This window comes from Agromyces sp. NPDC029043, from assembly GCF_055564615.1.
The window spans coordinates 299,754-325,568 of record NZ_JBVHVX010000003.1 but is presented as its reverse complement, the minus strand read 5'-3'; the positions used below and the strand labels follow the sequence as shown (position 1 = coordinate 325,568).

The 25,815-nt window shown below is 70.5% G+C and carries 25 protein-coding genes; 10 read left to right on the top strand and 15 right to left on the bottom strand.

What is annotated here, in order from left to right:
• The first annotated feature begins 260 nt into the window (after positions 1–260).
• From valS to ACZ4TW_RS06810, 3 genes are read left to right on the top strand one after another with little or no spacing between them, the layout of a single operon-like run.
• Positions 261–2,855 carry a valine--tRNA ligase gene (valS, locus tag ACZ4TW_RS06820; protein ID WP_465541412.1) on the top strand — a complete coding sequence of 865 codons (2,595 nt, stop codon included), beginning with the start codon at positions 261–263 and terminating at the stop codon, positions 2,853–2,855.
• Positions 2,852–3,298, top strand: coding sequence for a GNAT family N-acetyltransferase (locus ACZ4TW_RS06815; RefSeq protein WP_465541410.1), 447 nt, complete (start codon positions 2,852–2,854; stop codon positions 3,296–3,298). The genes valS and ACZ4TW_RS06815 overlap by 4 nt, the downstream gene beginning before the upstream one ends.
• Entirely contained in the window at positions 3,298–3,531 is a 234-nt protein-coding gene (locus tag ACZ4TW_RS06810) for a hypothetical protein (protein WP_465541408.1), read from the top strand. Before ACZ4TW_RS06815 ends, ACZ4TW_RS06810 begins: the two co-directional genes overlap by 1 nt.
• A 39-nt stretch (positions 3,532–3,570) precedes the next feature.
• On the opposite strand, the gene ACZ4TW_RS06805 is transcribed toward ACZ4TW_RS06810, so the two are convergent.
• From ACZ4TW_RS06805 to sufB, 6 genes are all read right to left on the bottom strand, one after another.
• The gene (locus tag ACZ4TW_RS06805; protein WP_465541406.1) at positions 3,571–4,395 is read right to left on the bottom strand and encodes a class I SAM-dependent methyltransferase; all 825 of its coding nucleotides are present in this window, start codon (positions 4,393–4,395) and stop codon (positions 3,571–3,573) included.
• Between the two features lie 34 nt (positions 4,396–4,429).
• A complete protein-coding gene (locus ACZ4TW_RS06800) occupies positions 4,430–4,759 on the bottom strand; it encodes a metal-sulfur cluster assembly factor (protein WP_092669939.1) in 330 nt (109 codons plus the stop codon).
• Positions 4,760–4,778: 19 nt separating this feature from the next.
• On the bottom strand, positions 4,779–5,546 hold the full coding sequence (gene sufC, locus ACZ4TW_RS06795) for a Fe-S cluster assembly ATPase SufC (protein WP_465541404.1): 768 nt from the start codon (positions 5,544–5,546) through the stop codon (positions 4,779–4,781).
• 69 nt (positions 5,547–5,615) lie between these two features.
• The gene (locus ACZ4TW_RS06790; protein ID WP_465541402.1) at positions 5,616–5,942 is read right to left on the bottom strand and encodes a non-heme iron oxygenase ferredoxin subunit; all 327 of its coding nucleotides are present in this window, start codon (positions 5,940–5,942) and stop codon (positions 5,616–5,618) included.
• Between the two features lies 1 nt (position 5,943).
• Complete coding sequence (gene sufD, locus ACZ4TW_RS06785) at positions 5,944–7,125, bottom strand: Fe-S cluster assembly protein SufD (RefSeq protein ID WP_465541400.1); 1,182 nt, start codon at positions 7,123–7,125, stop codon at positions 5,944–5,946.
• 3 nt (positions 7,126–7,128) lie between these two features.
• Entirely contained in the window at positions 7,129–8,547 is a 1,419-nt protein-coding gene (gene sufB, locus ACZ4TW_RS06780) for a Fe-S cluster assembly protein SufB (protein ID WP_465541399.1), read from the bottom strand.
• A 250-nt stretch (positions 8,548–8,797) separates the two neighbouring features.
• On the opposite strand from sufB, the gene ACZ4TW_RS06775 reads away from it, so the two are divergent.
• On the top strand, positions 8,798–9,736 hold the full coding sequence (locus ACZ4TW_RS06775) for a COX15/CtaA family protein (RefSeq protein WP_465541397.1): 939 nt from the start codon (positions 8,798–8,800) through the stop codon (positions 9,734–9,736).
• A 161-nt stretch (positions 9,737–9,897) separates the two neighbouring features.
• Here ACZ4TW_RS06775 and ACZ4TW_RS06770 read toward each other — a convergent pair whose 3' ends face one another.
• The gene (locus ACZ4TW_RS06770; RefSeq protein WP_465541395.1) at positions 9,898–10,818 is read right to left on the bottom strand and encodes a heme o synthase; all 921 of its coding nucleotides are present in this window, start codon (positions 10,816–10,818) and stop codon (positions 9,898–9,900) included.
• Positions 10,819–11,101: 283 nt separating this feature from the next.
• Between ACZ4TW_RS06770 and tkt the strand changes: the two genes are divergently transcribed.
• From tkt to pgl, 6 genes are read left to right on the top strand one after another with little or no spacing between them, the layout of a single operon-like run.
• Positions 11,102–13,198 (top strand): transketolase, encoded by a 2,097-nt coding sequence (tkt, locus tag ACZ4TW_RS06765; RefSeq protein WP_465541393.1) that lies wholly within the window; start codon positions 11,102–11,104, stop codon positions 13,196–13,198.
• Positions 13,199–13,224: 26 nt separating this feature from the next.
• A complete protein-coding gene (gene tal, locus ACZ4TW_RS06760) occupies positions 13,225–14,337 on the top strand; it encodes a transaldolase (RefSeq protein WP_465541391.1) in 1,113 nt (370 codons plus the stop codon).
• Entirely contained in the window at positions 14,334–15,938 is a 1,605-nt protein-coding gene (locus ACZ4TW_RS06755) for a glucose-6-phosphate isomerase (RefSeq protein ID WP_465541389.1), read from the top strand. The genes tal and ACZ4TW_RS06755 overlap by 4 nt, the downstream gene beginning before the upstream one ends.
• 16 nt (positions 15,939–15,954) lie before the next feature.
• Positions 15,955–17,496 (top strand): glucose-6-phosphate dehydrogenase, encoded by a 1,542-nt coding sequence (gene zwf, locus ACZ4TW_RS06750; protein WP_465541387.1) that lies wholly within the window; start codon positions 15,955–15,957, stop codon positions 17,494–17,496.
• A complete protein-coding gene (locus ACZ4TW_RS06745; protein ID WP_465541385.1) occupies positions 17,493–18,452 on the top strand; it encodes a glucose-6-phosphate dehydrogenase assembly protein OpcA in 960 nt (319 codons plus the stop codon). The genes zwf and ACZ4TW_RS06745 overlap by 4 nt, the downstream gene beginning before the upstream one ends.
• Before the next feature lie 4 nt (positions 18,453–18,456).
• Complete coding sequence (gene pgl, locus ACZ4TW_RS06740) at positions 18,457–19,227, top strand: 6-phosphogluconolactonase (RefSeq protein ID WP_465541383.1); 771 nt, start codon at positions 18,457–18,459, stop codon at positions 19,225–19,227.
• 56 nt (positions 19,228–19,283) lie between these two features.
• On the opposite strand, the gene ACZ4TW_RS06735 is transcribed toward pgl, so the two are convergent.
• From ACZ4TW_RS06735 to rapZ, 8 genes are all read right to left on the bottom strand, one after another.
• Positions 19,284–19,649, bottom strand: coding sequence for an RNA polymerase-binding protein RbpA (locus ACZ4TW_RS06735; RefSeq protein ID WP_465541381.1), 366 nt, complete (start codon positions 19,647–19,649; stop codon positions 19,284–19,286).
• An 11-nt stretch (positions 19,650–19,660) separates the two neighbouring features.
• Positions 19,661–19,912, bottom strand: coding sequence for a preprotein translocase subunit SecG (gene secG, locus ACZ4TW_RS06730; RefSeq protein ID WP_067947350.1), 252 nt, complete (start codon positions 19,910–19,912; stop codon positions 19,661–19,663).
• Positions 19,913–20,020: 108 nt separating this feature from the next.
• On the bottom strand, positions 20,021–20,809 hold the full coding sequence (gene tpiA / locus ACZ4TW_RS06725; RefSeq protein WP_465541378.1) for a triose-phosphate isomerase: 789 nt from the start codon (positions 20,807–20,809) through the stop codon (positions 20,021–20,023).
• Positions 20,800–22,014: a phosphoglycerate kinase gene (locus ACZ4TW_RS06720; RefSeq protein WP_465541376.1), complete on the bottom strand. Its 1,215-nt coding sequence runs from the start codon at positions 22,012–22,014 to the stop codon at positions 20,800–20,802. Before ACZ4TW_RS06720 ends, tpiA begins: the two co-directional genes overlap by 10 nt.
• 11 nt (positions 22,015–22,025) lie before the next feature.
• Positions 22,026–23,030 carry a type I glyceraldehyde-3-phosphate dehydrogenase gene (gap, locus tag ACZ4TW_RS06715; protein ID WP_465541374.1) on the bottom strand — a complete coding sequence of 335 codons (1,005 nt, stop codon included), beginning with the start codon at positions 23,028–23,030 and terminating at the stop codon, positions 22,026–22,028.
• 102 nt (positions 23,031–23,132) lie between these two features.
• Entirely contained in the window at positions 23,133–23,759 is a 627-nt protein-coding gene (locus ACZ4TW_RS06710) for a superoxide dismutase (RefSeq protein WP_465541373.1), read from the bottom strand.
• 129 nt (positions 23,760–23,888) lie between these two features.
• Positions 23,889–24,869, bottom strand: coding sequence for a DNA-binding protein WhiA (gene whiA / locus ACZ4TW_RS06705; protein WP_465541371.1), 981 nt, complete (start codon positions 24,867–24,869; stop codon positions 23,889–23,891).
• A gap of 50 nt (positions 24,870–24,919) precedes the next feature.
• Entirely contained in the window at positions 24,920–25,792 is an 873-nt protein-coding gene (gene rapZ / locus ACZ4TW_RS06700; RefSeq protein ID WP_465541369.1) for an RNase adapter RapZ, read from the bottom strand.
• Between the last annotated feature and the right edge of the window lie 23 nt (positions 25,793–25,815).

Genomic DNA, 25,815 nt, shown 5'->3' with positions numbered 1-25,815 from the left:
TCTTATTCGGAGAAGACCAGGGCCACACCCCGCGCTCAAAAAGGCCGAACCCCTGCCCCCCCCCCTCTTCCCCCCCCCCCCCCCCCCCGCCTCCCCCCCAACCCCCCCCCCCCCCCCCCCCCCCCCCCCCCCCTCGCCGCAGCCGGCGGCAGCCCGTCTGGGCCGATCACGGCATGGTTCGCGCGTCTCCGGTAGGCTTGAGCGTCCCACATTCAGGCACCCCCATGGACTCGGTGCCGCACATACCGAACCGGAGCATCATGACCGACACCGCGCGCATCCCCGACAAGCCCGCTCTCGAGGGCCTCGAGTCCAAGTGGGGCGGGGTCTGGGAAGCCGACGGCACGTACCGGTTCCGTCGCGACGAGGCGACGCGCGAGCGCATCTTCTCGATCGACACGCCGCCGCCGACCGCCTCCGGCTCACTGCACATCGGCCACGTGTTCTCGTACACGCACACCGACGTCATGGCGCGGTTCCAGCGCATGCGCGGCAAGTGCGTCTTCTACCCCATGGGCTGGGACGACAACGGCCTGCCCACCGAGCGCCGCGTGCAGAACTACTACGGCGTGCGCTGCGACCCGTCGCTGCCGTACGACGCCGACTTCACCCCGCCGTTCCAGGGCACCGAGGGCAAGACGATCAAGCCCGCCGACCAGGTGCCGATCAGCCGCCGCAACTTCATCGAGCTGTGCGAGCGGCTGACCGCCGAGGACGAGCAGCAGTTCGAGGCGCTCTGGCGCACGCTCGGCCTGTCGGTCGATTGGACCCAGACGTACCGCACGATCGCCGACGAGGCGCTCTTCACGTCGCAGCTCGCGTTCATCCGCAACGTCGAGCGCGGCGAGGCCTACCAGGCGCTCGCCCCCACGCTCTGGGATGTCACGTTCCGCACCGCCGTGGCACAGGCCGAGCTGGAAGACCGCGAGCAGCCCGGCCACTACCACCGCGTGGCGTTCCACCGGCCCGACGGCGGCCACGTCGAGATCGAGACGAGCCGGCCCGAGCTGATCCCCGCCTGCGTCGCGCTCGTGGCGCACCCCGACGACGAGCGGTACCAGCCGCTCTTCGGAACGACGGTGACCACCCCGGTGTTCGGCGTCGAGGTACCCGTCGTGGCGCATCACCTCGCGCAGAAGGACAAGGGCACGGGCATCGCCATGATCTGCACCTTCGGCGACGTGACCGACGTGGTGTGGTGGCGCGAACTCGACCTGCCGAACCGCGCCATCATCGGCTTCGACGGTCGCATCGTGTCGGAGGCCCCCGACGCGATCGCGTCGGAGGACGGCCTCGCGGCGTACGCGCAGCTCGCGGGCAAGACCGCGTTCTCGGCGAAGCAGGCCGTGGTCGAGCTCCTCCGCGAGTCGGGCGACCTGCTCGCCGACCCCAAGGCGATCACGCATCCCGTGAAGTTCTACGAGAAGGGCGACCGCCCGCTCGAGATCGTGTCGACGCGTCAGTGGTACATCGTCAACGGCGCGCGCGACGAGTCGCTGCGCGAGCGCCTCGTCGAGCGCGGACGCGAGATCGACTGGCACCCCGACTTCATGCGTGTGCGCTACGAGAACTGGGTGGGCGGCCTCTCGGGCGACTGGCTCATCTCGCGCCAGCGCTTCTTCGGCGTCCCGATCCCCGTCTGGTACCCGATCGACGGCGACGGCAACCCGGTGCACGACCGACCGATCATCGCCACGCGCGAGATGCTGCCCGTCGACCCGTCGTCCACCGCGGCACCCGGCTACGACGAGTCGCAGCGCGGCGTGCCCGGCGGGTTCGTCGGCGAGCACGACATCATGGACACCTGGGCGACCTCGTCGCTCACCCCGCAGCTCGCCGGCGGTTGGGAGCGCGACCCCGAGCTGTTCGACCTCGTCTTCCCCTACGCGCTGCGCCCGCAGGGGCAGGACATCATCCGCACCTGGCTGTTCTCGACGGCCCTGCGGGCCGAGCTCGAGCACGGCGCGGCCCCGTGGGGCAACGCCGCGATCTCCGGCTTCATCGTCGATCCCGACCGCAAGAAGATGTCGAAGTCGAAGGGGAACGTCGTGACCCCGGCCGGCCTGCTCGAGCAGCACGGCTCCGACGCGGTGCGCTACTGGGCGGCGTCCTCGCGGCTCGGCACCGACGCCGCCTTCGACCCGCAGAACCCAACGCAGGTCAAGATCGGCCGCCGCCTGGCGATCAAGGTGCTGAACGCGGCGAAGTTCATCCTGGGCTTCGAGGGCCGGGCCGATGCCGCGGTGTCGGTGCCCGTCGACCGCAGCATGCTCGCCGGGCTCGCGACGGTCGTCGAGCAGGCCACCCGCGCGCTCGACGCGTACGACCACGCCCGCGCACTCGAGGTCGCCGAGACGTTCTTCTGGACGTTCTGCGACGACTACCTCGAACTCGTCAAGGAGCGCGCGTACGGCGAGCCGAGCGAGGAGCAGGCGTCGGCGGTCGCCGCGCTGAAGACCGCGCTCAGCGTGCTGCTTCGCCTGTTCGCGCCCGTGATCCCGTTCGCCGCCGAGGAGGCGTGGCGGTGGTCGAACGACGGATCGGTGCACGTCGCGTCGTGGCCGACCGTCGACGAGCTCGCCGCCCGCGGCGACGCGGGCGTCGAGCTGATGGAGCTCGCGAGCCTCGCGCTCACCGGGATCCGGCGCGCGAAGACCGACGCGAAGGCCTCGCAGAAGACGCCGGTCGCGCGTGCCGTGATCGCCGCGCCCGAGGCCGCCACGGCGCTCCTCGCGCACGCCGAGGGCGACCTGCGGGCCGTCGGCCGCATCGGCGTGCTCGAGTTCGCCGAGTCCGAGGAGCTCGAGGTCCGCGACGTCGAGCTCGAGATCGCAGCCGAGGAGGCACGCGCATGAGCGTCACCATCCGCGACATCGCCGAGAACGACTTCTTCGGCTGGCTCCCCCTGTTCGATGCGCACTGCGCGTCGAGAGGCGCGAAGCTCGACGACACCAAGGCGCTCATCGTCTGGAGCTGGATCCAGGACGCCCGCAACGCTCTGCGCGCCGCGCTCGCGGTCGACGACGAGGGAACTCCGGTCGGCCTCGTGCACTACCACCCGGCGCCGCGCACGTCCGATGCGACCATCGGCATCGTGGTCGACGACCTCTACGTCACGGAGGAGCACCGTCGGAACGGCGTCGCCCGCCGGCTGCTCGACCTCGTTCGCGGACACGCCGCGGAGTTGCGGGCGACGCGACTCACCTGGACGAACGACCCCGGCGACGCCGAGGGCCTCGCGCTCTCCGACGACGTCGCCCGCCGCAGCCCGGCGATCACGTTCGAGCAGGACCTCTGATGCGGCTCGGCACGCGGTGGTCGTTCGGCGACGAGCCGCCCGCATCGGTGCCCGCCGAGCTCAGCCCGCTGATCGCGGCGGCCGAGTCGCGCGCGACGGGCCGGGCGGGCGGGCACTGGACGCTCACGTGGCTCGAGGGGCGCCCGATCGCCGAGCTCGACGACGGCACCGTCGTGACGACGGGGGCCGCGTCATCCGGCGGTCACGAGGAGCCAGACGGCGACGACTGGTGAACCACGCGGCCGGTGACCCGGCCGCGGCCCCCGTACCGGTCAGGCGCGCGCGATGATCTCGCCGTGCGGCATGAGCAGCCAGCCCTCGGGGTCGGCGGCCCAGGCCCGCCACGCCGCGGCCACGGACTCCAGCTCGGCACTCGTGGCGTGACCCGATTCGATCGCGTGGGCGGCGAAGCTCGACTTCGTCGCCCGGTCCGACCACGCGCCGCCCCACCACTCGCGATCGCGGTCGGAGGAGAAGACCCAGACCGAACCCGACGCGGTGACCTCCTCGAAGCCCGCCGCGCGGGCCCACGCCTTCAGCAGCCGGCCGGCGCGGGCCTCGCCCCCGTTCCAGGCGTAGACATCGTGGTTGAGCTGCAGCCAGCGGGCGAGGCCCTCCGACTCGGGGTTCCAGATCACGCCGCCATAGTCGGCGTCTCGGGCCGCGAACACGCCGCCCGGCTTCAGCACGCGGTGGATCTCGCGCATCACGTCGACGGGTCGACCCAGGTGCTGCATGACCTGGTGCGCGTGCACCACGTCGAACGTGTCGTCAGCGAAGTCGAGCGCGTACGCGTCGCCGACGCGGAACTCGGCGTTCGCGACGCCCTCGCTGGCCGCCAGACCGCTCGCCCGGTCGACCACCTCCGCGGAGGCGTCGATGCCGGTCACCGTGCCCGGACGCACGCGACGCGCCAGGTCGATCGAGATCGTCCCGGGGCCGCTGCCCACATCGAGGACCCGCAGGCCCGCCCTCAGGTGCGGGATGAGGTACGCGGCCGAGTTGTCGACGGTCCGCCACTCGTGCACCCGGAGGACGCTCTCGTGGTGGCCGTGCGTATAACCCTCGCGGGTCGCGGGTTCTGGTGTGCCGTGCATGGCACGAGCCTATTCCCCCGGCGAAACGACGAGTTCAGATCGCGAAGCCGAGCGCGCGCATCATGTCGCGGCCGTCGTCGGTGATCCGCTCGGGACCCCACGGCGGCATCCACACCCAGTTGATCCGGAACCGCTCGACGGTTCCGTCCAGTGCCTCAGCGGTCTGCTCCTCGATCACGTCGGTGAGGGGGCAGCCGGCGCTGGTCAGCGTCATGTTGATGACGAGGGCGTCGTGCTCGTCGTCCCAGTTGAGGTCGTAGATGAGCCCCAGGTCGACGATGTTCACGCCCAGCTCGGGGTCGACGACATCCTTCAGCGCCTCGCTGATCTCGTCGAACCGCTCGGGTGCGAGTGAGGTGACCATGATCGGAGTCTACCTGCGCCTACTGGGCGGCCGACTCGGCCACGTGGTAGCGGTCGTAGCCCTCTTCCTCGAGCCGGTCGGCCAGCTCGGGACCGCCCTGCTCGGCGATCTTGCCGGCGACGAACACGTGGACGAAGTCGGGCTTGATGTAGCGCAGGATCCGCGTGTAGTGCGTGATCAGCAGGATGCCGAGGCCGGTGTTCGCGTGGGCGCGGTTGACGCCCTCGGACACGACCTTGAGCGCGTCGACGTCGAGGCCGGAGTCGGTCTCGTCGAGCACCGCGAACCGCGGCTTCAGCAGCTCGAGCTGGAGGATCTCGTTGCGCTTCTTCTCGCCGCCCGAGAAGCCCTCGTTGACGTTGCGCTCGGCGAACGCGGAGTCCATCCTGAGGTTGCCCATCGACTCGCGCACGTCCTTGACCCAGCCGCGGATCGAGGGGGCCTTGCCGTCGATCGCGGTCTTCGCGGTGCGGAGGAAGTTCGTGACCGTGACGCCCGGGATCTCGACGGGGTACTGCATCGCGAGGAAGAGGCCGGCGCGGGCGCGCTCGTCGACGGACATCTCGAGGACGTTCTCGCCGTCGAGCAGGATCTCGCCCTGGACGACGGTGTACTTCGGGTGGCCGGCGATCGTGTAGGCGAGCGTGGACTTGCCGGAGCCGTTCGGCCCCATGATGGCGTGGATCTCGCCCTCGTTGATCGTCAGGTCGACGCCGCGGAGGATCTCGCGCGTTCCCTGGTCGGTCTCGACGTTGACATGCAGGTTCTTGATCTCGAGCACGGACATGGTCTCGGTGGTCTCTTTCGTTCGTGTCGGCCGCACTGACGGCCGGAATTCTGCTGGAGCTGGGGGGGGTCAGACGGCGATCTTCACCTCGGGGTCGATGAAGACGCCCCCCTCGGTGATCTCGACCTTGAAGACGGGGACGGGTTCGTAGGCGGGCAGCGTGAGCGGCTTGCCCGTCACGAGGGAGAACTTCGAGCCGTGGGCCCAGCACTCGAGCGTGTCGTCCTCGACGAACCCCTCGGACAGCGAGATGTCGCCGTGCGTGCAGGTGTCGCCGATCGCGAAGATGTCGCCGGCGGCGTCCTTCACGACCGCGATCGGGACGCCGTCGAGGACGAACCGCTGGGCTTCATTGACGGCGAGGTCATCGACCCCGCACACGCGAGTGGATGCCACGTCAGCTCCCCTGGAGTTCGGCTTCGAGCGCCGCCATCAGGCGCTCCTCGAGTTGGGCGTCGCCGATCTGCTGGACGACCTCGGCGAGGAACCCGCGCACGACGAGGCGCCGCGCCTCATCCTCGGGGATGCCGCGGGCCTGCAGGTAGAAGAGCTGCTCGTCGTCGAACCGTCCGGTCGCCGACGCGTGACCGGCGCCTTCGATGTCGCCCGTCTCGATCTCGAGGTTCGGGACGGAGTCGGCGCGCGTGCCGTCGGTCAGCACGAGATTGCGATTCTGCTCGTAGCTGTCGGTTCCGGTCGCGGCGTTGCCGATCAGGACGTCGCCGATCCAGACGCTGCGTGCGCCCTCGCCCTGGAGCGCGCCCTTGTACGTCACGCGCGATCGCGTGTGCGGTGCGTCGTGGTGCACGAACACCTGCTGCTCGAGGTGCTGGCCGGCGTCGGAGAAGTACAGTCCGAGGGCCTCGACGTCGCCGCCCTGCTCGGCGAGGTGGGTCGACGGGTTCACCCGCACGACCTTGCCGCCGAGCGAGACGACGATGTGCTTGAGCTTGGCGTCGCGCGCGATGCGGGCGAAGTGGCTCGCGAGGTGCACGGAGTCGTCGGTCCACTCCTGGAGCGAGACGACGGTGAGGTTGGCGCCTTCGCCGACGAGGACCTCGACGTTCTCGGCGAGCCGGGCGTCGCCCGTGCCGCGCAGCACGACGAGGGCACGGCTGTTCGGCGCGGCCTCGATCACGGTGTGCGCGCCGCGCGGCGAGGCGCCGAGGCCGGAACGCGTCACGGTGACGGTCTTGGCCTCCTCGCCGCTGACCGAGACGACCAGCGCCTCGCCGAAGCTCGACCAGGCGTTCGCCGACGCGCGGTCTTCGGGGGTGCCGGCTCGCCCGATGCGGTCGTCGTCCCGCGAGACCCAGGAGAGGGTCGCGCCTGCGACATCGGCGGCGGTCACCTCGGGGCGTGAGCCGTCGAGCTCGCCCGAGGTGAGGTCGGCGAACGCGGCGACGGGCGAGTACTTCCACTCGTGCTCGCGGCCCGTGACCGGGGCGAACTCCGAGACCTCGGTCGAGCGGAACCGCTCGGAACGGGTCTGCACGGGGACGAACGCGCCGTCGGAGTGGGGCCGGAAGCCGTGCTGCTCCGAAGTGGGCATGGCGGTGCTCTGCATCGCGGTGCTCATGTGTTAGCCGACACTGCCTTCCATGCCCATCTCGATGAGCTTGTTGAGTTCCATCGCGTACTCCATGGGCAGCTCGCGTGCGATCGGCTCGATGAAGCCGCGCACGATCATGGCCATCGCCTCATCCTCGGGGATGCCGCGGGCCATGAGGTAGAACAGCTGCTCCTCGCTGACCTTCGAGACGGTCGCCTCGTGGCCGAGCTGCACGTCGTCGACGCGGATGTCGATGGCGGGATAGGTGTCGGAACGCGAGATGGTGTCGACCAGGAGCGCGTCGCAGCGCACCGTGTTGGCCGAATGATGCGCGTTCGCATCGACTCGCACCTCGCCGCGGTAACCGGCACGGCCGCCGCCGCGCGCGATCGACTTCGAGACGATCGACGACTGCGTGTACGGCGCCATGTGGATCATCTTGGCGCCGGCATCCTGGTGCTGGCCCGGCCCCGCGAACGCGACCGACAGCGTCTCGCCCTTGGCATGCTCGCCCATGAGGAAGATCGACGGGTACTTCATCGTGACCTTCGAGCCGATGTTGCCGTCGATCCATTCCATGGTGGCGCCCTCGTGCGCGACCGCGCGCTTCGTGACGAGGTTGTAGACGTTGTTCGACCAGTTCTGGATCGTCGTGTAGCGCACGCGCGCGTTCTTCTTCACGATGATCTCGACGACGGCCGAGTGCAGCGAGTCGGACTTGTAGATCGGGGCGGTGCAGCCCTCGATGTAGTGCACGTACGAGTCCTCGTCGGCGATGATCAGGGTCCGCTCGAACTGGCCCATGTTCTCGGTGTTGATCCGGAAGTACGCCTGCAGCGGGATCTCGACCTGCACGCCCTTCGGCACGTAGACGAACGAGCCGCCCGACCACACGGCCGTGTTCAGCGCGGCGAACTTGTTGTCGCCGGCGGGGATCACGGTGCCGAAGTACTCCTCGAAGAACTCGGGGTGCTCGCGCAGCGCGGTGTCGGTGTCGAGGAAGATGACGCCCTGCGCCTCGAGGTCCTCGCGGATCTGGTGGTAGACCACCTCGGACTCGTACTGCGCGGCGACGCCCGCGACGAGGCGCTGGCGCTCGGCCTCGGGGATGCCGAGACGCTCGTACGTGTTGCGGATGTCCTCGGGCAGGTCCTCCCAGGTCTGGGCCTGCTTCTCGGTGGAACGGACGAAGTACTTGATGTTCTCGAAGTCGATGTCGGACAGGTCGGCGCCCCACGAGGGCATCGGCTTGCGGTCGAAGAGCTGGAGCGCGCGAAGTCGACGCTGCAGCATCCATTCGGGCTCGTCCTTCAGACGAGAGATGTCGGCCACCACCTCGGGCGACAGGCCGCGGCGAGCGGATGCGCCGGCGACGTCGGAGTCGGCCCAGCCGAACTCGTACGTGCCGAGCCCCTCCAACTCGGGGCGGTCGATCAATACGTCCGTCATGCTCTCCCTCTTCTCCTCCCCGCGCACCGGATATCAGTCCGGCCCACCCCCGCCGCCCGGTCGAGGTGCCGCTGCGGTCATGGGGTGATGTGCGGGTGGCGTCGTCGCGAACCTACAATGGCTGTGCGCCGATGCCGCGCCGAGGCGCGCGCGTCGGGCAGTGCCAACCAATCAAGTCTATAGGGTCGAAGGTCCCGGAGTCCCGACTCCCAGAACCCTCCCACCGCGACCCGGATCAGGAACCCCGAGCGTGAATCGCGTCATCGCCTGGCTGCCCGACCGCATCGATCGCCGCGTGCGGGTCGTGGCATGGCTCTCGTTCCTCGCGCAGACGATCATCATCGCCACCGGCGGTGCGGTCCGGCTCACCGGATCGGGTCTCGGCTGCCCGACGTGGCCGCTGTGCACCGAGAGCTCGCTCGTGACGACGCCCGAGATGGGCATCCACGGCGTGATCGAGTTCGGCAACCGCCTCATGACCGGGGTCGTCGGCATCGTGGCGCTGCTCGTCGTGCTCTCGATCTGGCGGCTGCGCCGCGAGCGCCGCGACCTCTGGACCCTCGCGCTGGTGGTCGTGCTCGGCATCGTCGCCCAGGCGATCGTCGGCGGCATCACCGTGTGGACCGGGCTCAACCCCTTCATCGTGGGCTTCCACTACGTCGCCTCGCTCCTGCTCGTCTGCGTCACGGCCGCCTACCTCGTGCGCCTCGATGCGGTTCCCGGCCCGCGCGAGCGCGCCGTGCCCGGCTGGTACGCGGCCCTCACGCACACGACCTCCGCGGTCCTCGCCGTGTCCATCGTCTTCGGCGTGCTCACGACCGCGTCGGGCCCGCACTCGGGCGATGCCGACGCCGGGCGCACCGGCTACAACGCCGAGCTGCTCGAGCACGTCCACGCGTGGCCGGGCTACGCGCTGCTCGCCCTCACGCTCGTGCTCGTCGTCGGCGCGTGGCGCCTGCGGCTGCCGACGCTGCGCTGGTCGATCGCGCTGCTCGCGATCGAGTTCGTCCAGATCGCGGTCGGGCTCTACCAGGCCCGCAACGGCCTGCCTCCGCTCGCCGTCGGCGTGCACATGGTCCTCGCCGCGCTCACCGCGGCGACCATGACGGTCCTCGTGCTGAAGCTCAAGCGCCCGGCATCGGTGCAGGCGGCGGCACCAGACGCGGCCGTCGCGGCCTCCGCGCGCTGACGCTGCATCGCGTCATCCGCGCACTGACGCCTCTGACAGGAGCTCCGCGGCTGGCGGTCCGGGCACCATGCGATGGACGACGAGCCGGGCGAGCTCGACCCGGTTCGCCGAACCCTCGGCGCGCGCCCACCGTCCTGAACAGCGGCCCGCGTGGGCTCGGATCAGAACGGCAGCAGCGGGTCGATCCCGACGGCGAGGAACAGCAGCGAGAGGTAGACGATCGAGCCGTGGAACACGCGCATCGGCGACACCTCGACACCGCGGATGGCCAGGTTGTACAGGCGGTGGCACTCGGCGATGAACCAGACGCCCGTGACGAGCGCGACGGTCGAGTACAGCAGGCCCATGCCGGCGACGGGGATGAGCAGCAGCGAGGCGGCGACGGTGGCGTAGGCGTAGAGGATGACCTGCAGCCCGACCTGCGCGCGCCCGCGCACGACGGCGAGCATGGGCACGCCGGCGGCCGCGTAGTCGTCCTTGTACTTCATCGACAGCGGCCAGTAGTGCGGCGGGGTCCAGAGGAAGATGATGAGGAAGAGGATGAACGGCGCCCAGTCGAGGCTGCCGGTCACGGCGGCCCATCCGATCAGCACGGGCATGCACCCGGCGACACCGCCCCAGACGATGTTCTGCGCGGTGCGGCGCTTGAGGATCAGGCTGTAGAAGACGACGTAGAGCAGGATGGCGAGCAGCGACAGCCCGGCGGCGACCCAGTTCGCGAAGACGCCGAGCCAGACGATCGAGGCGATGCCGAGCGCGTAGGCGAACACGAGCGCCTCGCGGTCGGACAGCTCGCCGGTGACGAGGGGGCGGCCCTTGGTGCGCTTCATGACCCGATCGATGTCGCGGTCGATGTAGCAGTTGAAGGCGCCCGCGGAGCCGGCGCTCATGGCGCCGCCGATGAGGGTCGCGACGAGCAGCCACAGGTCGGGCAGGCCGTTCGAGGCGAGGATCATGGTCGGCGCGGTGACCACGAGGAGCAGCTCGATCACCCGGGGCTTGGTGAGTGCGACGTAGGCGGCGACCTTGCGTCGCAGGCTCGTCGTCGGACGAGCGTCACGGGTGATGGGAGCGGCCTGCATGGATTCCTCTTCCGGGGCGCGCGCGAACGGCAGGCGCGCGCATCCCGTTCGATTCTAGGACATGCCCCGGTCGCCCTCCGGACGCGTCAAGCCCCGTCACACAGTGAGGGGTACTCCATATACTGATCGGAGCGCGCCCGGTGGCGCGGATTCGACGTGCAACTCCACCTGACGCATGACCGGATCGGTCGCCGGGCTCCACCGCGCCGTCGCGTTTCCCGGCGGGTCGGGAGCCGGAGAAGAGCTCCCCGACGCCCGTCACAATCGGAAGGAACAGCAACCCGTGGCACCTCTGCACTGGGACCCCATCGACGACCGCGCGGTCGACACGGCGCGCGTGCTCGCCGCCGATGCCGTGGAGAAGGTCGGCAACGGCCACCCCGGCACGGCGATGAGCCTCGCTCCCGCCGCCTACCTCCTCTACCAGAAGGTCATGCGCCGCGACCCGGCCGACCACCGGTGGCTGGGGCGTGACCGCTTCATCCTGTCGGCCGGCCACAGCTCGCTCACCCAGTACGTCCAGCTCTACCTCGCGGGCGACGGCCTCGAGCTCGGCGACCTCCAAGCGCTCCGCACGTGGGGCTCGAAGACCCCGGGCCACCCCGAGTACGGGCACACCGACGGCGTCGAGATCACGACCGGCCCGCTCGGCCAGGGGCTCGCCTCGGCGGTGGGCTTCGCGTACGCGGCCCGCTACGAGCGCGGGCTGTTCGACCCCGAGTCCGCTCCGGGTGAGAGCCCGTTCGACCACTTCGTGTACGTCATCGCGAGCGACGGCGACCTCGAGGAGGGCGTGACGAGCGAGGCCTCCTCGCTCGCGGGCCACCAGCAGCTCGGCAACCTGGTCGTGATCTACGACTCGAACCAGATCTCGATCGAGGATGACACCGACATCGCCTTCACCGAAGACGTCGCCAAGCGCTACGAGGCGTACGGATGGCACGTGCAGACGGTCGACTGGAAGAAGTCCGGCGAGTACGTCGAGGATGTCGCCGAGCTGAACGACGCGATCGAGGCCGCGAAGGCCGAGACCGGCAAGCCGTCGATCATCGTCCTGAAGACGATCATCGGCTGGCCGGCACCGAACAAGCAGAACACGGGCAAGATCCACGGCTCGGCGCTCGGCGCCGACGAGCTCGTCGCGACGAAGCAGGTGCTCGGGTTCGACCCCGAGCAGCACTTCGCCGTCGCCGACGACGTCATCGAGCACACGCGCGGCAACGCGCGAGACCGCGCCGCCGAGGCGAAGACGGCCTGGCAGCAGGCGTTCGACGCGTGGGCCGAGGCCAACCCCGAGCGCAAGGCGCTGCTCGACCGTCTCGAGTCGGGCGAACTGCCCGAGGGCCTCGAGGACGCGCTCCCGGTGTTCGAGGCCGGCAAGGATGTCTCGACCCGCGCCGCGTCGGGCAAGGTCATCAACGCGCTCGCCGCGCAGCTGCCCGAGCTGTGGGGCGGGTCCGCCGACCTGGCCGAGTCGAACCTGACCACCATCAACGGCGCGGCATCGTTCATCCCGGCCGAGCACTCCACGCACGAGTTCAGCGGCAACCCGTACGGGCGCGTGCTGCACTTCGGCATCCGCGAGCACGCGATGGCGTCGATCCTGAACGGCATCGTGCTCCACGGCCCGACCCGGCCGTTCGGCGGCACGTTCCTCATCTTCAGCGACTACATGCGCCCCGCCGTGCGTCTCGCCGCGCTCATGGGAATCCCGTCGATCTTCGTCTGGACGCACGACTCCGTCGCCCTCGGCGAGGACGGCCCGACGCATCAGCCCATCGAGCAGCTCTCCACGCTGCGCGCCATCCCGGGCCTGTCGGTCGTGCGTCCGGCCGACGCGAACGAGACCTCGTACGCGTGGCTCGAGGTCCTCAAGCGTCGCGGCGGGCCCGCGGGCATCGCCCTGACCCGACAGAACATCCCCGTGTTCGAGCGCGGCGACGGCGCGGCATCCGGCGACACGCTCGCCTCGGCCGCGAACGTCGGCAAGGGCGCGTACGTGCTCGCCGAGGCCGCGTCCGGCACGCCCGAGGTCATCCTCATCGCCACCGGCTCCGAGGTGCAGGTCGCGCTGGCGGCCCGCGAGCAGCTCGCCGCCGAGGGCGTGTCCGCCCGAGTCGTCTCGGCGCCGAGCCTGGAGTGGTTCGAGGAGCAGGATGCCGCCTACCGCGAGTCGGTGCTGCCGGCATCGGTGACCGCGCGCGTGAGCGTCGAGGCCGGCCTGGCGATGAGCTGGCAGCGCTACCTCGGCACCCACGGCCGCGCCGTGTCGATCGAGCACTTCGGCGCATCGGCCGACTACAAGACGCTGTTCCGCGAGTTCGGGATCACGGCCGAGGCCGTCGTCGCCGCCGCGAAGGAATCGCTCGCCTCCGCGTGAGTCCGAGCATGAAGGAGACCACTGTCATGAGCACCAACACCCCCACCGCCGCGCTCTCGCAGGCCGGCGTGAGCATCTGGCTCGACGACCTGTCGCGCCAGCGCATCGCCTCGGGCGGCCTCGAGCGGCTGATCGCCGAGCGCGACGTCGTCGGCGTCACCACCAACCCGACGATCTTCGCCACCGCCCTCACCGACGGTGAGTCGTACCGCGAGCAGCTGCACGCGCTCGCCGCCGACGGCGCCGACGTCGACCGTGCGGTCTTCGAGATCACGACCGACGACGTGCGCGACGCCGCCGACCACTTCCTGCCGGTCTACGACCGCACCGACGGCTACGACGGCCGCGTCTCGATCGAGGTCTCCCCCGACCTCGCGAACGACACCGACGCGACCATCGCCGAGGCGCACCGCCTGTGGGAGAAGGTCGACCGCCCGAACGTCATGATCAAGATCCCCGCGACCCGCGAGGGCCTGCCCGCGATCACGGCCGCGATCGGCGCCGGGATCAGCGTCAACGTCACGCTGATCTTCAGCCTCGACCGCTACCGCGAGGTCATCGAGGCGTACCTCGCCGGCCTCGAGCAGGCCAAGGCCGCCGGGCGCGACCTCTCGACCATCCACTCGGTCGCGTCGTTCTTCGTCTCGCGCGTCGACACCGAGATCGACAAGCGCCTCCAGGCCATCGGCACCCCCGAGGCCCTCGCGCTCAAGAGCAAGGCCGGCGTGGCGAACGCTCGCCTCGCCTATGAGCTCTACGAGCAGCAGTTCGCGAGCCCGCGCGCGGTCGCCCTGCTCGACGCCGGCGCCAACCGCCAGCGCCCGCTGTGGGCCTCGACCGGCGTCAAGGACCCGTCGCTGCCCGACACGCTGTACGTGACCGAGCTCGTTGCACGCGGCGTCGTGAACACGATGCCCGAGAAGACGCTCGAGGCCACCTTCGACCACGGCGTCATCGAAGGCGACACCGTGACCGGCGCGTACACCGACGCCGGCCGCGTGCTCGACGCGCTGGCGGCGGTCGGCGTCGACTACGACGACGTGACCCTCCTGCTCGAGCGCGAGGGCGTCGACAAGTTCATCGTGTCGTGGAAGGAACTGTTGGAGACGGTCCGCGGCGCGCTGGAGGCGGCACGATGAGCTTCCGCATCTCCGTGAGCGGCGCGGCCGCCGACGCGGTCCGCCGCGTCGTCCCGCAGCTCGTGGCCGACGACGTCGCCTCCCGCATCACCGCGCTCGACGCCACCCTGTGGGGTCCCGAGGCCGAGGCCGAGGCGTCGAAGCGCCTCGGCTGGACCGAGGCCGTCGCGGTGTCCCGGCCGCTGCTGCCCGAGATCGCCGCCCTGCGCGACGAACTCCGCGCCGCCGGCGTCGACCACATCGTGCTCGCGGGCATGGGCGGATCCTCCCTCGCGCCCGAGGTCATCACTCGTACCGCCCGAGCGCACCTCACGGTGCTCGACTCGACCGAGCCCGGTCAGGTCGGGGCGGCGCTCGCCGACCGGCTCGAGCGCAGTGCGCTCGTCGTGTCCTCCAAGTCCGGATCGACCGTCGAGACCGACTCGCAGCGCCGCGCGTACGAGCAGGCCTTCCGCGATGCCGGCATCGACCCGGCGACGCGCATCATCGTCGTGACCGACCCCGGATCCCCGCTCGACGAGTCCGCGCGCGCCGCGGGCTACCGGGTGTTCAACGCGGATGCCACGGTCGGCGGCCGCTACTCGGCACTCACGGCGTTCGGGCTCGTTCCGTCGGGCCTCGCCGGGGTCGACCTCGACGAGCTGCTCTCCGAGGCCGAGTCGATCGAGCTCGCGCTCGCCGTCGATTCCGAGGAGAACCCCGGGCTCGTCCTCGGTGCCGCCATCGCCGCGACCGAGCCGCGCCGCGACAAGCTGGCGATCGTCGCCGACGGCACCCACATCGTGGGCTTCGCCGACTGGGCCGAGCAGCTGATCGCCGAGTCGACGGGCAAGGAGGGCACCGGCATCCTGCCCGTCGTCCTCGGCCCCGACGCGCCCGAGCTGAAGGATGTCGCGGCCGACGTGCAGGTCGTGCGACTCGTCGACGACGCGGGCACGCACCTCTTCGTCGACGACACCGACGGCGAGATCCGGGTGTCCGGCACGCTCGGCGCCCAGCTGCTCGTGTGGGAGTACGCGACCGCCGTCGCCGGCCGGATCCTCGGCATCAACCCGTTCGACCAGCCCGACGTCGAGTCGGCGAAGATCGCCGCCCGGGGCCTCCTCGACGCGCGTCCCGAGCCGGCGCCCGCCGCGTTCGTGACCGACGGCATCGAGGTGCGCGGCACGCCCGACGTGATCGGCGCGGCGAGCGACCTCGCGTCGGCGATCGAGGTGCTGCTCGAGGAGGTGCCCGCAGACGGGTACATCTCGGTCCAGGCGTACGTCGACCGCGTCGCGCACCCCGAGCTCGAGGAGCTGCGCGACCTGCTCGCCGCACGCAGCGGTCGCCCGGTCACCTTCGGCTGGGGACCCCGGTTCCTGCACTCGACCGGGCAGTACCACAAGGGCGGCCCCGCGCACGGCGTGTTCCTTCAGCTCGTGCAGCGCTCCGCCGACGACCTCGAGATCCCCGAGCGGCCGTTCACGTTCGGCGAGCTGATCGCCGCGCAGGCCTCGGGCGACGCGTCCGTGCTCGCCGACCACGGTCGTCCGGTGCTGACGCTCACCCTGACCGATCCGAGCGCCGACCTCAGGTCGTTGCGCTCCGCGATCGGCTGATCCGCCGGGAGCGCATATGCATCCGGTCGAGATCACGGCGACGCACAACCCGCTGCGTTCGCCGAAGGACTACCGCCTGAACCGGATCGCCGGCCCGTCGAGCCTCATCATCTTCGGCGTCACCGGCGACCTGTCGCGCAAGAAGCTCATGCCGGCGGTCTACGACCTCGCGAACCGTGGGCTGCTGCCCCCGGGCTTCGCGCTCGTGGGCTTCGCGCGACGCGACTGGGAGGACCAGGACTTCGAGAAGGTCGTCCACGACTCGGTGAAGCAGTACGCCCGCACCGAGTTCCGCGAGGACGTGTGGCAGCAGCTCGCCCGCGGCATCCGCTTCGTGCCCGGCGCCTTCGACGACGACGAGGCGTTCGATCGCCTTCGCCGGACCGTCGAGGAGCTGGACCGCGAGCGGGGCACGATGGGCAACCACGCCTTCTACCTGTCCATCCCGCCGAAGTCGTTCCCGATCGTCACGGAACAGCTCAAGCGCTCCGGGCTGACGGAGCAGAAGCAGGGGCAGTGGCGGCGCGTCGTCATCGAGAAGCCGTTCGGGTCCGACCTGAAGACGGCGATCGAGCTGAACGACGTCGTCGCATCGGTGTTCCCGCCCGACTCGGTGTTCCGCATCGACCACTACCTCGGCAAGGAGACGGTCCAGAACATCCTCGCGCTGCGGTTCGCCAACCAGCTGTACGAGCCGATCTGGAACGCCAACTACGTCGACCACGTCCAGATCACGATGGCGGAGGACATCGGGGTCGGCGGGCGCGCCGGCTACTACGACGGCATCGGGGCGGCGCGCGACGTCATCCAGAACCACCTGCTGCAGCTGCTCGCGCTCACCGCGATGGAGGAGCCCATCTCGTTCGACGCCGCAGACCTGCGCGCCGAGAAGGAGAAGACGCTCCGCGCGGTCCGCCTCCCCGACGACCTGGCCACGGCGACGGCCCGCGGTCAGTACTCGGGAGGCTGGCAGGGCGGCGAGAAGGTCATCGGCTTCCTCGACGAGGACGGCATGAACCCGCAGTCCACGACGGAGACCTACGCGGCCATGAAGCTGCTCATCGGCACGCGCCGGTGGGCCGGCGTGCCGTTCTACCTCCGTGCCGGCAAGCGGCTCGGCCGTCGCGTGACCGAGATCGCCGTGGTCTTCAAGCGGGCGCCGCAGCAGGTGTTCGCCGACAGCCAGACCTCGCAGCTCGGGCAGAACGCGCTGGTCATCCGCGTGCAGCCCGACGAGGGCGTCACCATCCGGTTCGGGTCCAAGGTGCCCGGTGCGGGCATGCAGGTGCGCGACGTCACCATGGACTTCGGCTACGGCCACGCGTTCACCGAGGCGAGCCCCGAGGCGTACGAGCGCCTCATCCTCGACGTCCTGCTCGGCGACCCGCCGCTCTTCCCCCGGCAGGAGGAGGTCGAGCTGTCCTGGAAGATCCTCGACCCGATCGAGGAGTTCTGGGCGACGCAGGGCCAGCCCGAGCAGTACAAGCCGGGGTCGTGGGGTCCGTCCTCCGCCGACGAGCTCCTCGCCCGCGACGGACGCACCTGGAGGCGCCCATGATCGTCGAACTGCCCGACACCACGACCAGCCAGGTGTCCAAGACCCTCGTCAAGATCCGCGAGGAGGGCGGCGTCGTCGCCCTCGGTCGCGTCCTCACCCTCGTCATCGCCACGACCCACGAGGGCGAGGAGGAGGCGATCGAGGCCGCGAACGACGCGTCCCGGGAGCACCCGATGCGCGTCATCGTCGTCTCCACCGAGGATGAGGTCGACGCGCCCGCCGCTGAGAGCCGGATCGACGCCGAGATCCGGGTGGGCGGCGACGCCGGCGCGAGCGAGGTCATCATCCTCCGCGCGCGCGGCGACGCCGCCGACGACGAGCAGAGTCTGGTGATGGGTCTGCTCCTGCCCGACGCTCCCGTCGTCACGTGGTGGCCGGGTGCCGCACCGGCGGTGCCCGGCGACTCGCCGCTCGGCCGCATCGCGCAGCGGCGGATCACGGACGCGTCGACCCAGGCCGACCCGCAGGCCGCGCTCGACCACCTCGCCGAGAGCTACCGACCGGGCGACGCGGACTTCTCGTGGACCCGCCTCACGCTCTGGCGTGCCCAGCTGGCCGCGGTGCTCGACCAGCCCCCGTACGAGCCGGTCACCTCGGTGAGCGTCACGGGCGCCGTCGACTCGCCCTCGACGACGCTGCTCGCCGCGTGGCTGTCGATGCAGCTCGGCGCGCCGGCCGACTGCACGCTCACCGGCCTCGAGCACGGCTCGCACGGCATCCACGGCGTGCACCTCGTCCGCCCGAACGGGCGCATCGAGCTGGTCCGCGACCAGCCCGGCGTGGCCACGTTGCGCCAGCCCGGCCAGCCTGTTCACGACGTCGCACTCCCCCGTCGCAGCCTTCGCGACTGCCTTGCCGACGAGCTGCGTCGACTCGACCCCGATGAGTTGTACGGTGAGGTGATCACCAGAGGGCTGGCGCTGGTCTCGCAGCGCCGGGCGACGACGAAGGAGTGACCGAATGACGAACGAGCGCCGCGTGCTCGTCCATCCCGACAAGGACACCTTGGCCGGGGCGGTCGCCGCCCGCTTCATCACCAAGGTGCTCGACCTCCTCGACGTCCAGGAGACCGTGCACGTGGTGCTGACGGGCGGGTCGATGGGCGGCGCGGTGCTCGAGGCGGTGCGCGAATCGCCCGCTCGGCAGTCCGTCGACTGGAAGCGGGTGCACTTCTGGTGGGGCGACGAGCGGTGGGTGCCCGACGGCGACGCCGACCGGAACGACCGCCTCTCGCGTGAGGCGCTGCTCGACGCGCTCGACCTGCCGGCCGGGAACGTGCATCCGTTCCCGGCCTCCGACCAGGGCCTGACCCTCGACGAGGCGGCCGACGCGTACGCGGCCGAGCTCGAGCGCTTCGGCGCCGAGGGGCTGCCTCACCCCGTCTTCGACGTGGTCTTCCTCGGGGTCGGTCCCGACGGGCACATCGCCTCGCTGTTCCCGCACCGGTCGGGCATCCAGGTCGTCGACCGTCCCGTCATCGCCGTGCGCGAGTCGCCCAAGCCGCCGCCCGAGCGACTCAGCCTCACGCGCCCGGTGATCAACGCCTCCCAGCGCGTGTGGCTGGTGCTCGCGGGCGCCGACAAGGCCTCCGCGCTCGGCCTCGCCCTCGCGGGCGCGAGCCGCGACGAGGTGCCCGTCGCCGGCATCAAGGGTCGCCGCCGTACGGTCTTCTTCGTCGACCGGGATGCCGCGGCGGAGGTGCCCGACGCACTCATCGCACGCGACTACTGAGCCGGCAGACATGAAGCAGGGCCGCCCCCGGGGGCGGCCCTGCTTCGTGTCTCGCGTCAGTCCTTCGACGCCGTGCCGCGGCGGGCGCGGAGCTGCTGCAGCGCCTCCTCGAGGAGCGCTGCGGCCTCCTCCTCGGTGCGCCGTTCCTTCACGTAGGCGAGGTGCGTCTTGTACGGCTCGAGCTTGGACACCGCGGGCGGGTTGTCCTTGTCGCGTCCGGCAGGGAGGCCGGTCGACGGGCTGTCGATGACGTCGGGGATCTCCTCCTCGGGCACGTTGGCCGCGAAGTAGCGCACCGTCTCGTTGCCCTGGGCATCCCAGTAGCTGACGGCGACGCGGTCGGCGTGGAAGCCGCGGTCCTGCTCGCCCATGGGACCGGAGCCGACTCGCGAGCCCCGGATCGCGCTGTTGCCTGATGCCACGGTGACCTCCGTCAGATCCCTGCGTCGAACTTGGTGATGAGGCCGAGCACGACGATGCACGTCACCCAGACGAGGCCGAGGATGATCGTGATGCGATTGAGGTTGCGCTCCGCGACCCCGGACGCACCGAGGTTCGACGTGACGCCGCCGCCGAACATGTCGGACAGACCGCCGCCGCGACCCTTGTGCAGCAGGATCAGGAGCGTGAGCAGGATGCTCGTGAGGCCGAGCAGCACCTGCAGGACGACCTGGAGAATCTCCACGGTGAAACCTTTCCGGGCATGACGAAGTGTCGATGCCGCCAGTCGAGTATAGCCGTCCGCGCCGCCCGCCCCGCGTCGTGACGGGGCCGGACGGCGCGGAACCGGGCGTCAGGCGCCGACGTGCTTCTTGAATCGGGCGATGCTCGAGAACTCGTCGATGTCGAGGCTCGCGCCGCCGACGAGCGCTCCGTCGACATCGGGCTCGCGCAGGAACGACGCGATGTTCGCCGCCTTCACCGATCCGCCGTACAGGATCCGCGTCGCGGCGGCGAGCTCCTCGCCCGCGAGCTCGGCGAGCACGGCCCGGAGGGCCGCGCACACCTGCTGCGCCTGCTCGGGCGTGGCCGCCTGGCCGGAGCCGATCGCCCAGACCGGCTCGTACGCGACGACGAGGCCCTTGGCGACATCCACGCCCTGGAGCGCCGCGCGGAGCTGCGCCACGGGGACGGCGCTCGCGCCGTGCCGCTCGAGGTCCTCGGCCGTCTCGCCCACGCACAGCACGGGAACGAGCCCGTGACGGTGCGCGGCGGCGACCTTCGCCGCGACGACCTCGTCGGTCTCGCCGTGGTACTGGCGGCGCTCGGAGTGGCCGATGATGACGTAGCGGCAGTCGAGCTTCGCCAGGAACGCGCCCGAGACCTCGCCGGTGTACGCGCCCGAGTCGTGCTGCGAGAGGTCCTGCGCGCCGTACGCGATGGGCAGGTCGTCGGCCGAGACGAGCGTCTGCACCGAGCGGAGGTCGGTGAACGGCGGGAAGACCGCGACCTCGGCGTCGGCGAAGTCGTGCTTCGCGTCGGCGAGGCTCCACGCGAGCTTTTGCACGAACGCGATCGACTGCAGGTGGTCGAGGTTCATCTTCCAGTTGCCCGCGATGAACGGGGTACGGCCTACTGCCATCCGAGGACCTCCAGTCCGGGGAGCTTCTTGCCTTCGAGGAATTCCAGGCTCGCGCCGCCTCCGGTCGAGATGTGCCCGAAGGCGCCCTCGTCGAAGCCGAGCTGGCGGACCGCCGCGGCCGAGTCACCGCCGCCGACCACGCTGAGGCCGTCGACCTCGGTCAGGGCGGATGCCACCGTGCGGGTGCCCTCGGCGAAGGGCGCGAGTTCGAACACGCCCATCGGGCCGTTCCAGAACACGGTCTTCGCGCCGCGGATCCGCTCGGCGAACGCGGCCGCCGTGTCGGGTCCGATGTCGAGCCCGAGGCCGGAGGCACCAAACGGCGTCTCCTCGATCGCGTCGGCCGCGGCGACCTGGTGCTCGGCATCGGCCGAGAACGAGGCGGCGACCACGACATCGGTCGGCAGGACGATGTCGACGCCGCGCTCCGTCGCATCCGCGAGGTAGCCCTTCACGGTGCCGATCTGGTCGGCCTCGAGCAGGCTCGAGCCGACCTTGTGGCCCTGCGCGGCGAGGAACGTGAACAGCATGCCGCCCCCGATGAGCAGCGCGTCGACGCGGGGAAGCAGGTGCTCGATCACGCCCAGCTTGTCGGACACCTTGGACCCGCCGAGCACGACCACGTACGGGCGCTCGGGGTTCTCGGTGAGCCGGTCGAGCACGTCGAGCTCGGACGCGATCAGCGTGCCGGCCGCGCTGGGGCGCAGCTGCTCGAGTTCGTACACGCTCGCCTGCTTGCGGTGCACGACGCCGAAGCCGTCGGAGACGACGGCATCGGCGAACTCGGCGAGCTGCCCGGCGAATGCCGTGCGCTCGGCCTCGTTCTTGCTGGTCTCCCCCGGGTTGAAGCGCAGGTTCTCGAGCACGAGCACCTCGCCGTCGCCGAGGGCGGCGACCTTGGCCGCGGCATCCTCGCCGACCGTGTCGGTCGCGAACGAGACGGGAGCCTGGAGCAGCTCGCCGAGTCGCGTCGCGACCGGTTCGAGGCTGTATTTCGGGTCTGGCGCGCCCTCGGGACGGCCCAGGTGCGAGATCACGATCACCCGGGCGCCCTGGTCGACGAGCGCGGTGAGCGTGGGGACCGACGCGCGCACGCGGCCGTCGTCCGTGATGACCCCGTCCTTCAGCGGGACGTTGAGGTCGCAACGGACGACGACACGCGAGCCGGCGAGCGGACCCAGGGAATCGATGGTTCGGAGGGTCACGTCGTCTCGATTCAGAGACGCTCGGCGACGTACTCGGTCAGGTCGACGAGTCGGTTCGAGTAGCCCCACTCGTTGTCGTACCACGCCGAGAGCTTGACCTGGTCGCCGATGACGCGCGTGAGACCGGCGTCGAAGATCGACGAGTGCGGGTCGGTCACGATGTCGCTCGAGACGATGTCATCCTCGGTGTACTTGAGGATGCCCTTGAGCGGCCCCTCGGCGGCCTTCCTGTAGGCGGCCTTCACCTCGTCGACCGTGACCGGGCGCGACGCGGTGACCGTGAGGTCGGTGATGGAGCCGGTCGGCACCGGGACGCGAAGCGCGAAGCCGTCGAGCTTGCCGACGAGCTCGGGCAGCACCAGGCCGATGGCCTTCGCGGCACCCGTCGAGGTCGGCACGATGTTCACGGCCGCCGCGCGGGCGCGGCGGAGGTCCTTGTGCGGGCCATCCTGGAGGTTCTGGTCGGCCGTGTACGCGTGCACGGTCGTCATGAGGCCGCGCTCGATGCCGAACTCGTCGTTGAAGACCTTCGCGAGCGGTGCGAGGCAGTTCGTCGTGCACGACGCGTTCGAGATGATGTGGTGCTTCTCGGGGTCGTACGAGTCCTCGTTCACGCCGATGACGAACGTGGCATCCTCGTCGGTCGCCGGTGCCGAGATGAGCACCTTCTTGGCGCCGGCATCGATGTGCTTGCGCGCATCGGCGGCCTTCGTGAAGAACCCGGTCGACTCGATGACGATGTCGACGCCGAGCTCGCCCCAGGGCAGGTTCGCGGGATCGCGCTCCGCGAACGCCTTGATCGGCTTGCCGTCGACGATCAGGTGCTCGTCGTCGTAGTCGACGGTCGCATCGAGGCGGCCGGTGATCGAGTCGTACTTCAGCAGGTGGGCGAGCGTCTTGTTGTCGGTGAGGTCGTTGACGGCGACGATCTCGAGGTCGGCGCCCTGGGCGAGGGCGGCGCGGAAGTAGTTGCGGCCGATGCGGCCGAAGCCGTTGATGCCGATCTTTACGGACACAGGTGTCTCCTGGGTGACGGGCGCGATCGCGCTTTCGAGATGGATCTGTTGGAGCTGATCGGACGGCGGTGTCCCCGGACGGCGCCCGGGGACGCCATCCGTTTACGACAGTAGCAGCAGCCCTGAGGTCTTCTCAGTCGCGGCCTGGAGGCGCTGCTGGACGTTCTCCCAGTTCACGATGTTCCAGAACGCCGTCACGTAGTCGGCACGCACGTTCTTGTAGTCGAGGTAGTAGGCGTGCTCCCACACGTCGAGCATGAGCAGCGGCACGATGCCGGCAGGGAGGTTGCCCTGCTGGTCGAAGAACTGCACCACGATCGGCCGCTGGCCGATCGAGTCCCATGCGAGGACGGCCCAGCCCGAGCCCTGCACGCCCAGCGCCGTCGCGGTGAAGTGCGCCTGGAACTTGTCGAACGACCCGAAGTGGTCGTCGATCGCCGAGGCGAGCTCGCCGGTGGGCTTGTCGCCGCCGTCGGGCGAGAGGTTCGTCCAGAAGATCGAGTGGTTCACGTGACCGCCGAGGTTGAAGGCGAGGTCCTTCTCGAGCTTGTTCACGTTCGCCAGGTTGCCGGAGTCGCGCGCCTCGGCGAGCTGCGCCAGGGCGGTGTTCGCGCCGGTGACGTAGGCCTGGTGGTGCTTCGTGTGGTGCAGCTCCATGATGGTGCCGCTGATCGACGGTTCGAGCGCCGAGTAGTCGTAGGCGAGTTCAGGGAGGGTGTAGTCAGCCATTGCTTCTCCTTGTCAGCAGCCGGGCGACCCGGACCCCTGCCCGGGCGGACCGCGGCTTCCTCGATCCTATGCCCGTGCCCACGGCGGATGACGGGGGTTGACGAGGTTCGCCGCTCGTTCGAGCGCCGTTCAGACGTCGTCGAGGTCGGCCGGCAGGTTCGCCTCGGTGCCCGGGAGGCCCAAGTCGGCCGCGCGCTTGTCGGCCATGGCGAGCAGCCGGCGGATGCGGCCGGCGACCGCGTCCTTCGTCAGCGGCGGGTCGGCGTGGTGGCCGAGCTCGTCGAGGCTCGCATCGCGGTGCGCGAGTCGCAGCTCGCCCGCGTACTTCAGGTGGTCGGGGATGTCGTCGCCGAGCAGCTCCATGGCGCGCTCGACGCGTGCGCACGCCGCGACCGCCGCCTGCGCGGAGCGGCGGAGGTTCGCATCGTCGAAGTTCACCAGGCGGTTGGCCGTCGCGCGCACCTCGCGACGCTGCCGCAGTTCCTCCCAGTTGCGCACGGTCTCGCTCGCGCCCATGAGCGCGAGCATCGAGCTGATGGCCTCGCCGTCGCGGATCACCACGCGGTGCACGCCCCGGACCTCGCGCGCCTTGGCCGACACGCCGAGGCGGCCGGCGGCGCCGACGAGCGCCATCGCGGTCTCACCGCCTGGGCACGTCACCTCGAGGGCGGCGGAGCGGCCGGGGTCGGTGAGACTGCCGCGTGCGAGGAACGCGCCGCGCCAGACGGCGGCGACGTCGTCGCGCGACCCGGTCGTCAGCTTGTTCGGCAGGCCGCGCACCGGTCGACGCCGCGCATCGAGCAGGCCCGTCTGCCGGGCCAGGGTCTCACCGCCCTCGAGGACGCGCACGAGGTACTGGTTGGTGCGACGCAGCCCCGACGCGGAGATCACCGACACGTCGGGCCGCACGCCGTACAGCTCGCCGAGATCGCGCGTCACGCGGCGTGCGATCGTGGGCGAGTCGAGCTCGGCCTCGATGGCGATCCGCCCCGAGATGATGTGGAGTCCTCCGGCGAACCGGAGCACCGAGGCGAGCTCGGCGGCGCGCACCGAGGTCTTGGTCACCTCGACTCTCGCGAGCTCCTCTTTCACCTCAGCCGTCAGGGCCACGTGGTCGTCCTCTCTGTCGTCTCAGTCGTCGGCCGGCGCTTCGCGCCCGGTCATTCTCGTCCGAGGTCGCGGTGCTTCACGCTGACCGCCAGCCCCGGGATGGATCGGAGTCGCGCCGCGAGCTCGCGGACCAGTGCGACCGAGCGGTGCTTGCCCCCGGTGCAGCCGATCGCGATCATCGCGTGGCGCTTGTTCTCCCGCTGGTAGCCCTCGAGCACCGGCCGCAGCGCGGCGACGTACGCGTCGAGGAACTCGCGCGCCCCCGGCTGGTCCATCACGTAGTCGCCCACCCTCTGGTCCTCGCCGGTCAGCGGGCGCAATTCATCATTCCAGAAGGGATTGGGCAGGAACCGCGCGTCGGCGACGAGATCGGCGTCGGCCGGCACCCCGTACTTGAAGCCGAAGCTCTGGACGGCCACCCGGAGCCCGGCGCGGCCGGCCTCGGCGAAGGTCTCGGTCACGAGGTTCGCCAGCTGGTGGATGTTCAGGTCGGACGTGTCGACGATCAGGTCGCTCGCCTCGCGGACCTCGGCGAGCCGCACCCGCTCGGCGGCGATGCCGTCGAGCAGCGTGCCGTCGCCCTGGAGCGGATGGGGACGCCGGACGGACTCGAAGCGCCGCACCAGCACGGCATCGTCGGCGTCGAGGAACATCACGCGCACGTTCACGCCGTTGCGCAGCACCTGGACGACGTCGCGGATCTCGGAGAAGAATCCGCCGCCGCGGATGTCGACGACGGCGGCGATCCTCGGCAGCGATGCGCCGGCGCGTTCCGCGAGGTCGACCAGGGGCCGCAGCATCTGCGGTGGAAGGTTGTCGACGACGTACCAGCCCAGGTCCTCCAGCGCGTCGGCCACCGTCGACCGTCCGGCACCGGACATCCCCGTGACGATGAGCATCTCCTGCCGGTCGCCGTCGCCCATGCTGTCGGCGCTCCCTTCCTGCA

Coding starts and splice junctions, on each gene's coding strand:
- ACZ4TW_RS06745 (WP_465541385.1), top strand. CDS start 17,493: ATGATCGTCGAACTGCCCGACACCACGACCAGCCAGGTGTCCAAGACC.
- zwf (WP_465541387.1), top strand. CDS start 15,955: ATGCATCCGGTCGAGATCACGGCGACGCACAACCCGCTGCGTTCGCCG.
- ACZ4TW_RS06815 (WP_465541410.1), top strand. CDS start 2,852: ATGAGCGTCACCATCCGCGACATCGCCGAGAACGACTTCTTCGGCTGG.
- ACZ4TW_RS06710 (WP_465541373.1), bottom strand. CDS start 23,759: ATGGCTGACTACACCCTCCCTGAACTCGCCTACGACTACTCGGCGCTC.
- sufC (WP_465541404.1), bottom strand. CDS start 5,546: ATGTCCGTGCTCGAGATCAAGAACCTGCATGTCAACGTCGAGACCGAC.
- ACZ4TW_RS06800 (WP_092669939.1), bottom strand. CDS start 4,759: ATGGTCACCTCACTCGCACCCGAGCGGTTCGACGAGATCAGCGAGGCG.
- rapZ (WP_465541369.1), bottom strand. CDS start 25,792: ATGGGCGACGGCGACCGGCAGGAGATGCTCATCGTCACGGGGATGTCC.
- valS (WP_465541412.1), top strand. CDS start 261: ATGACCGACACCGCGCGCATCCCCGACAAGCCCGCTCTCGAGGGCCTC.
- tpiA (WP_465541378.1), bottom strand. CDS start 20,809: ATGGCAGTAGGCCGTACCCCGTTCATCGCGGGCAACTGGAAGATGAAC.
- ACZ4TW_RS06805 (WP_465541406.1), bottom strand. CDS start 4,395: ATGCACGGCACACCAGAACCCGCGACCCGCGAGGGTTATACGCACGGC.
- ACZ4TW_RS06810 (WP_465541408.1), top strand. CDS start 3,298: ATGCGGCTCGGCACGCGGTGGTCGTTCGGCGACGAGCCGCCCGCATCG.
- pgl (WP_465541383.1), top strand. CDS start 18,457: ATGACGAACGAGCGCCGCGTGCTCGTCCATCCCGACAAGGACACCTTG.
- sufB (WP_465541399.1), bottom strand. CDS start 8,547: ATGACGGACGTATTGATCGACCGCCCCGAGTTGGAGGGGCTCGGCACG.
- ACZ4TW_RS06755 (WP_465541389.1), top strand. CDS start 14,334: ATGAGCTTCCGCATCTCCGTGAGCGGCGCGGCCGCCGACGCGGTCCGC.
- sufD (WP_465541400.1), bottom strand. CDS start 7,125: ATGAGCACCGCGATGCAGAGCACCGCCATGCCCACTTCGGAGCAGCAC.
- tal (WP_465541391.1), top strand. CDS start 13,225: ATGAGCACCAACACCCCCACCGCCGCGCTCTCGCAGGCCGGCGTGAGC.
- ACZ4TW_RS06770 (WP_465541395.1), bottom strand. CDS start 10,818: ATGCAGGCCGCTCCCATCACCCGTGACGCTCGTCCGACGACGAGCCTG.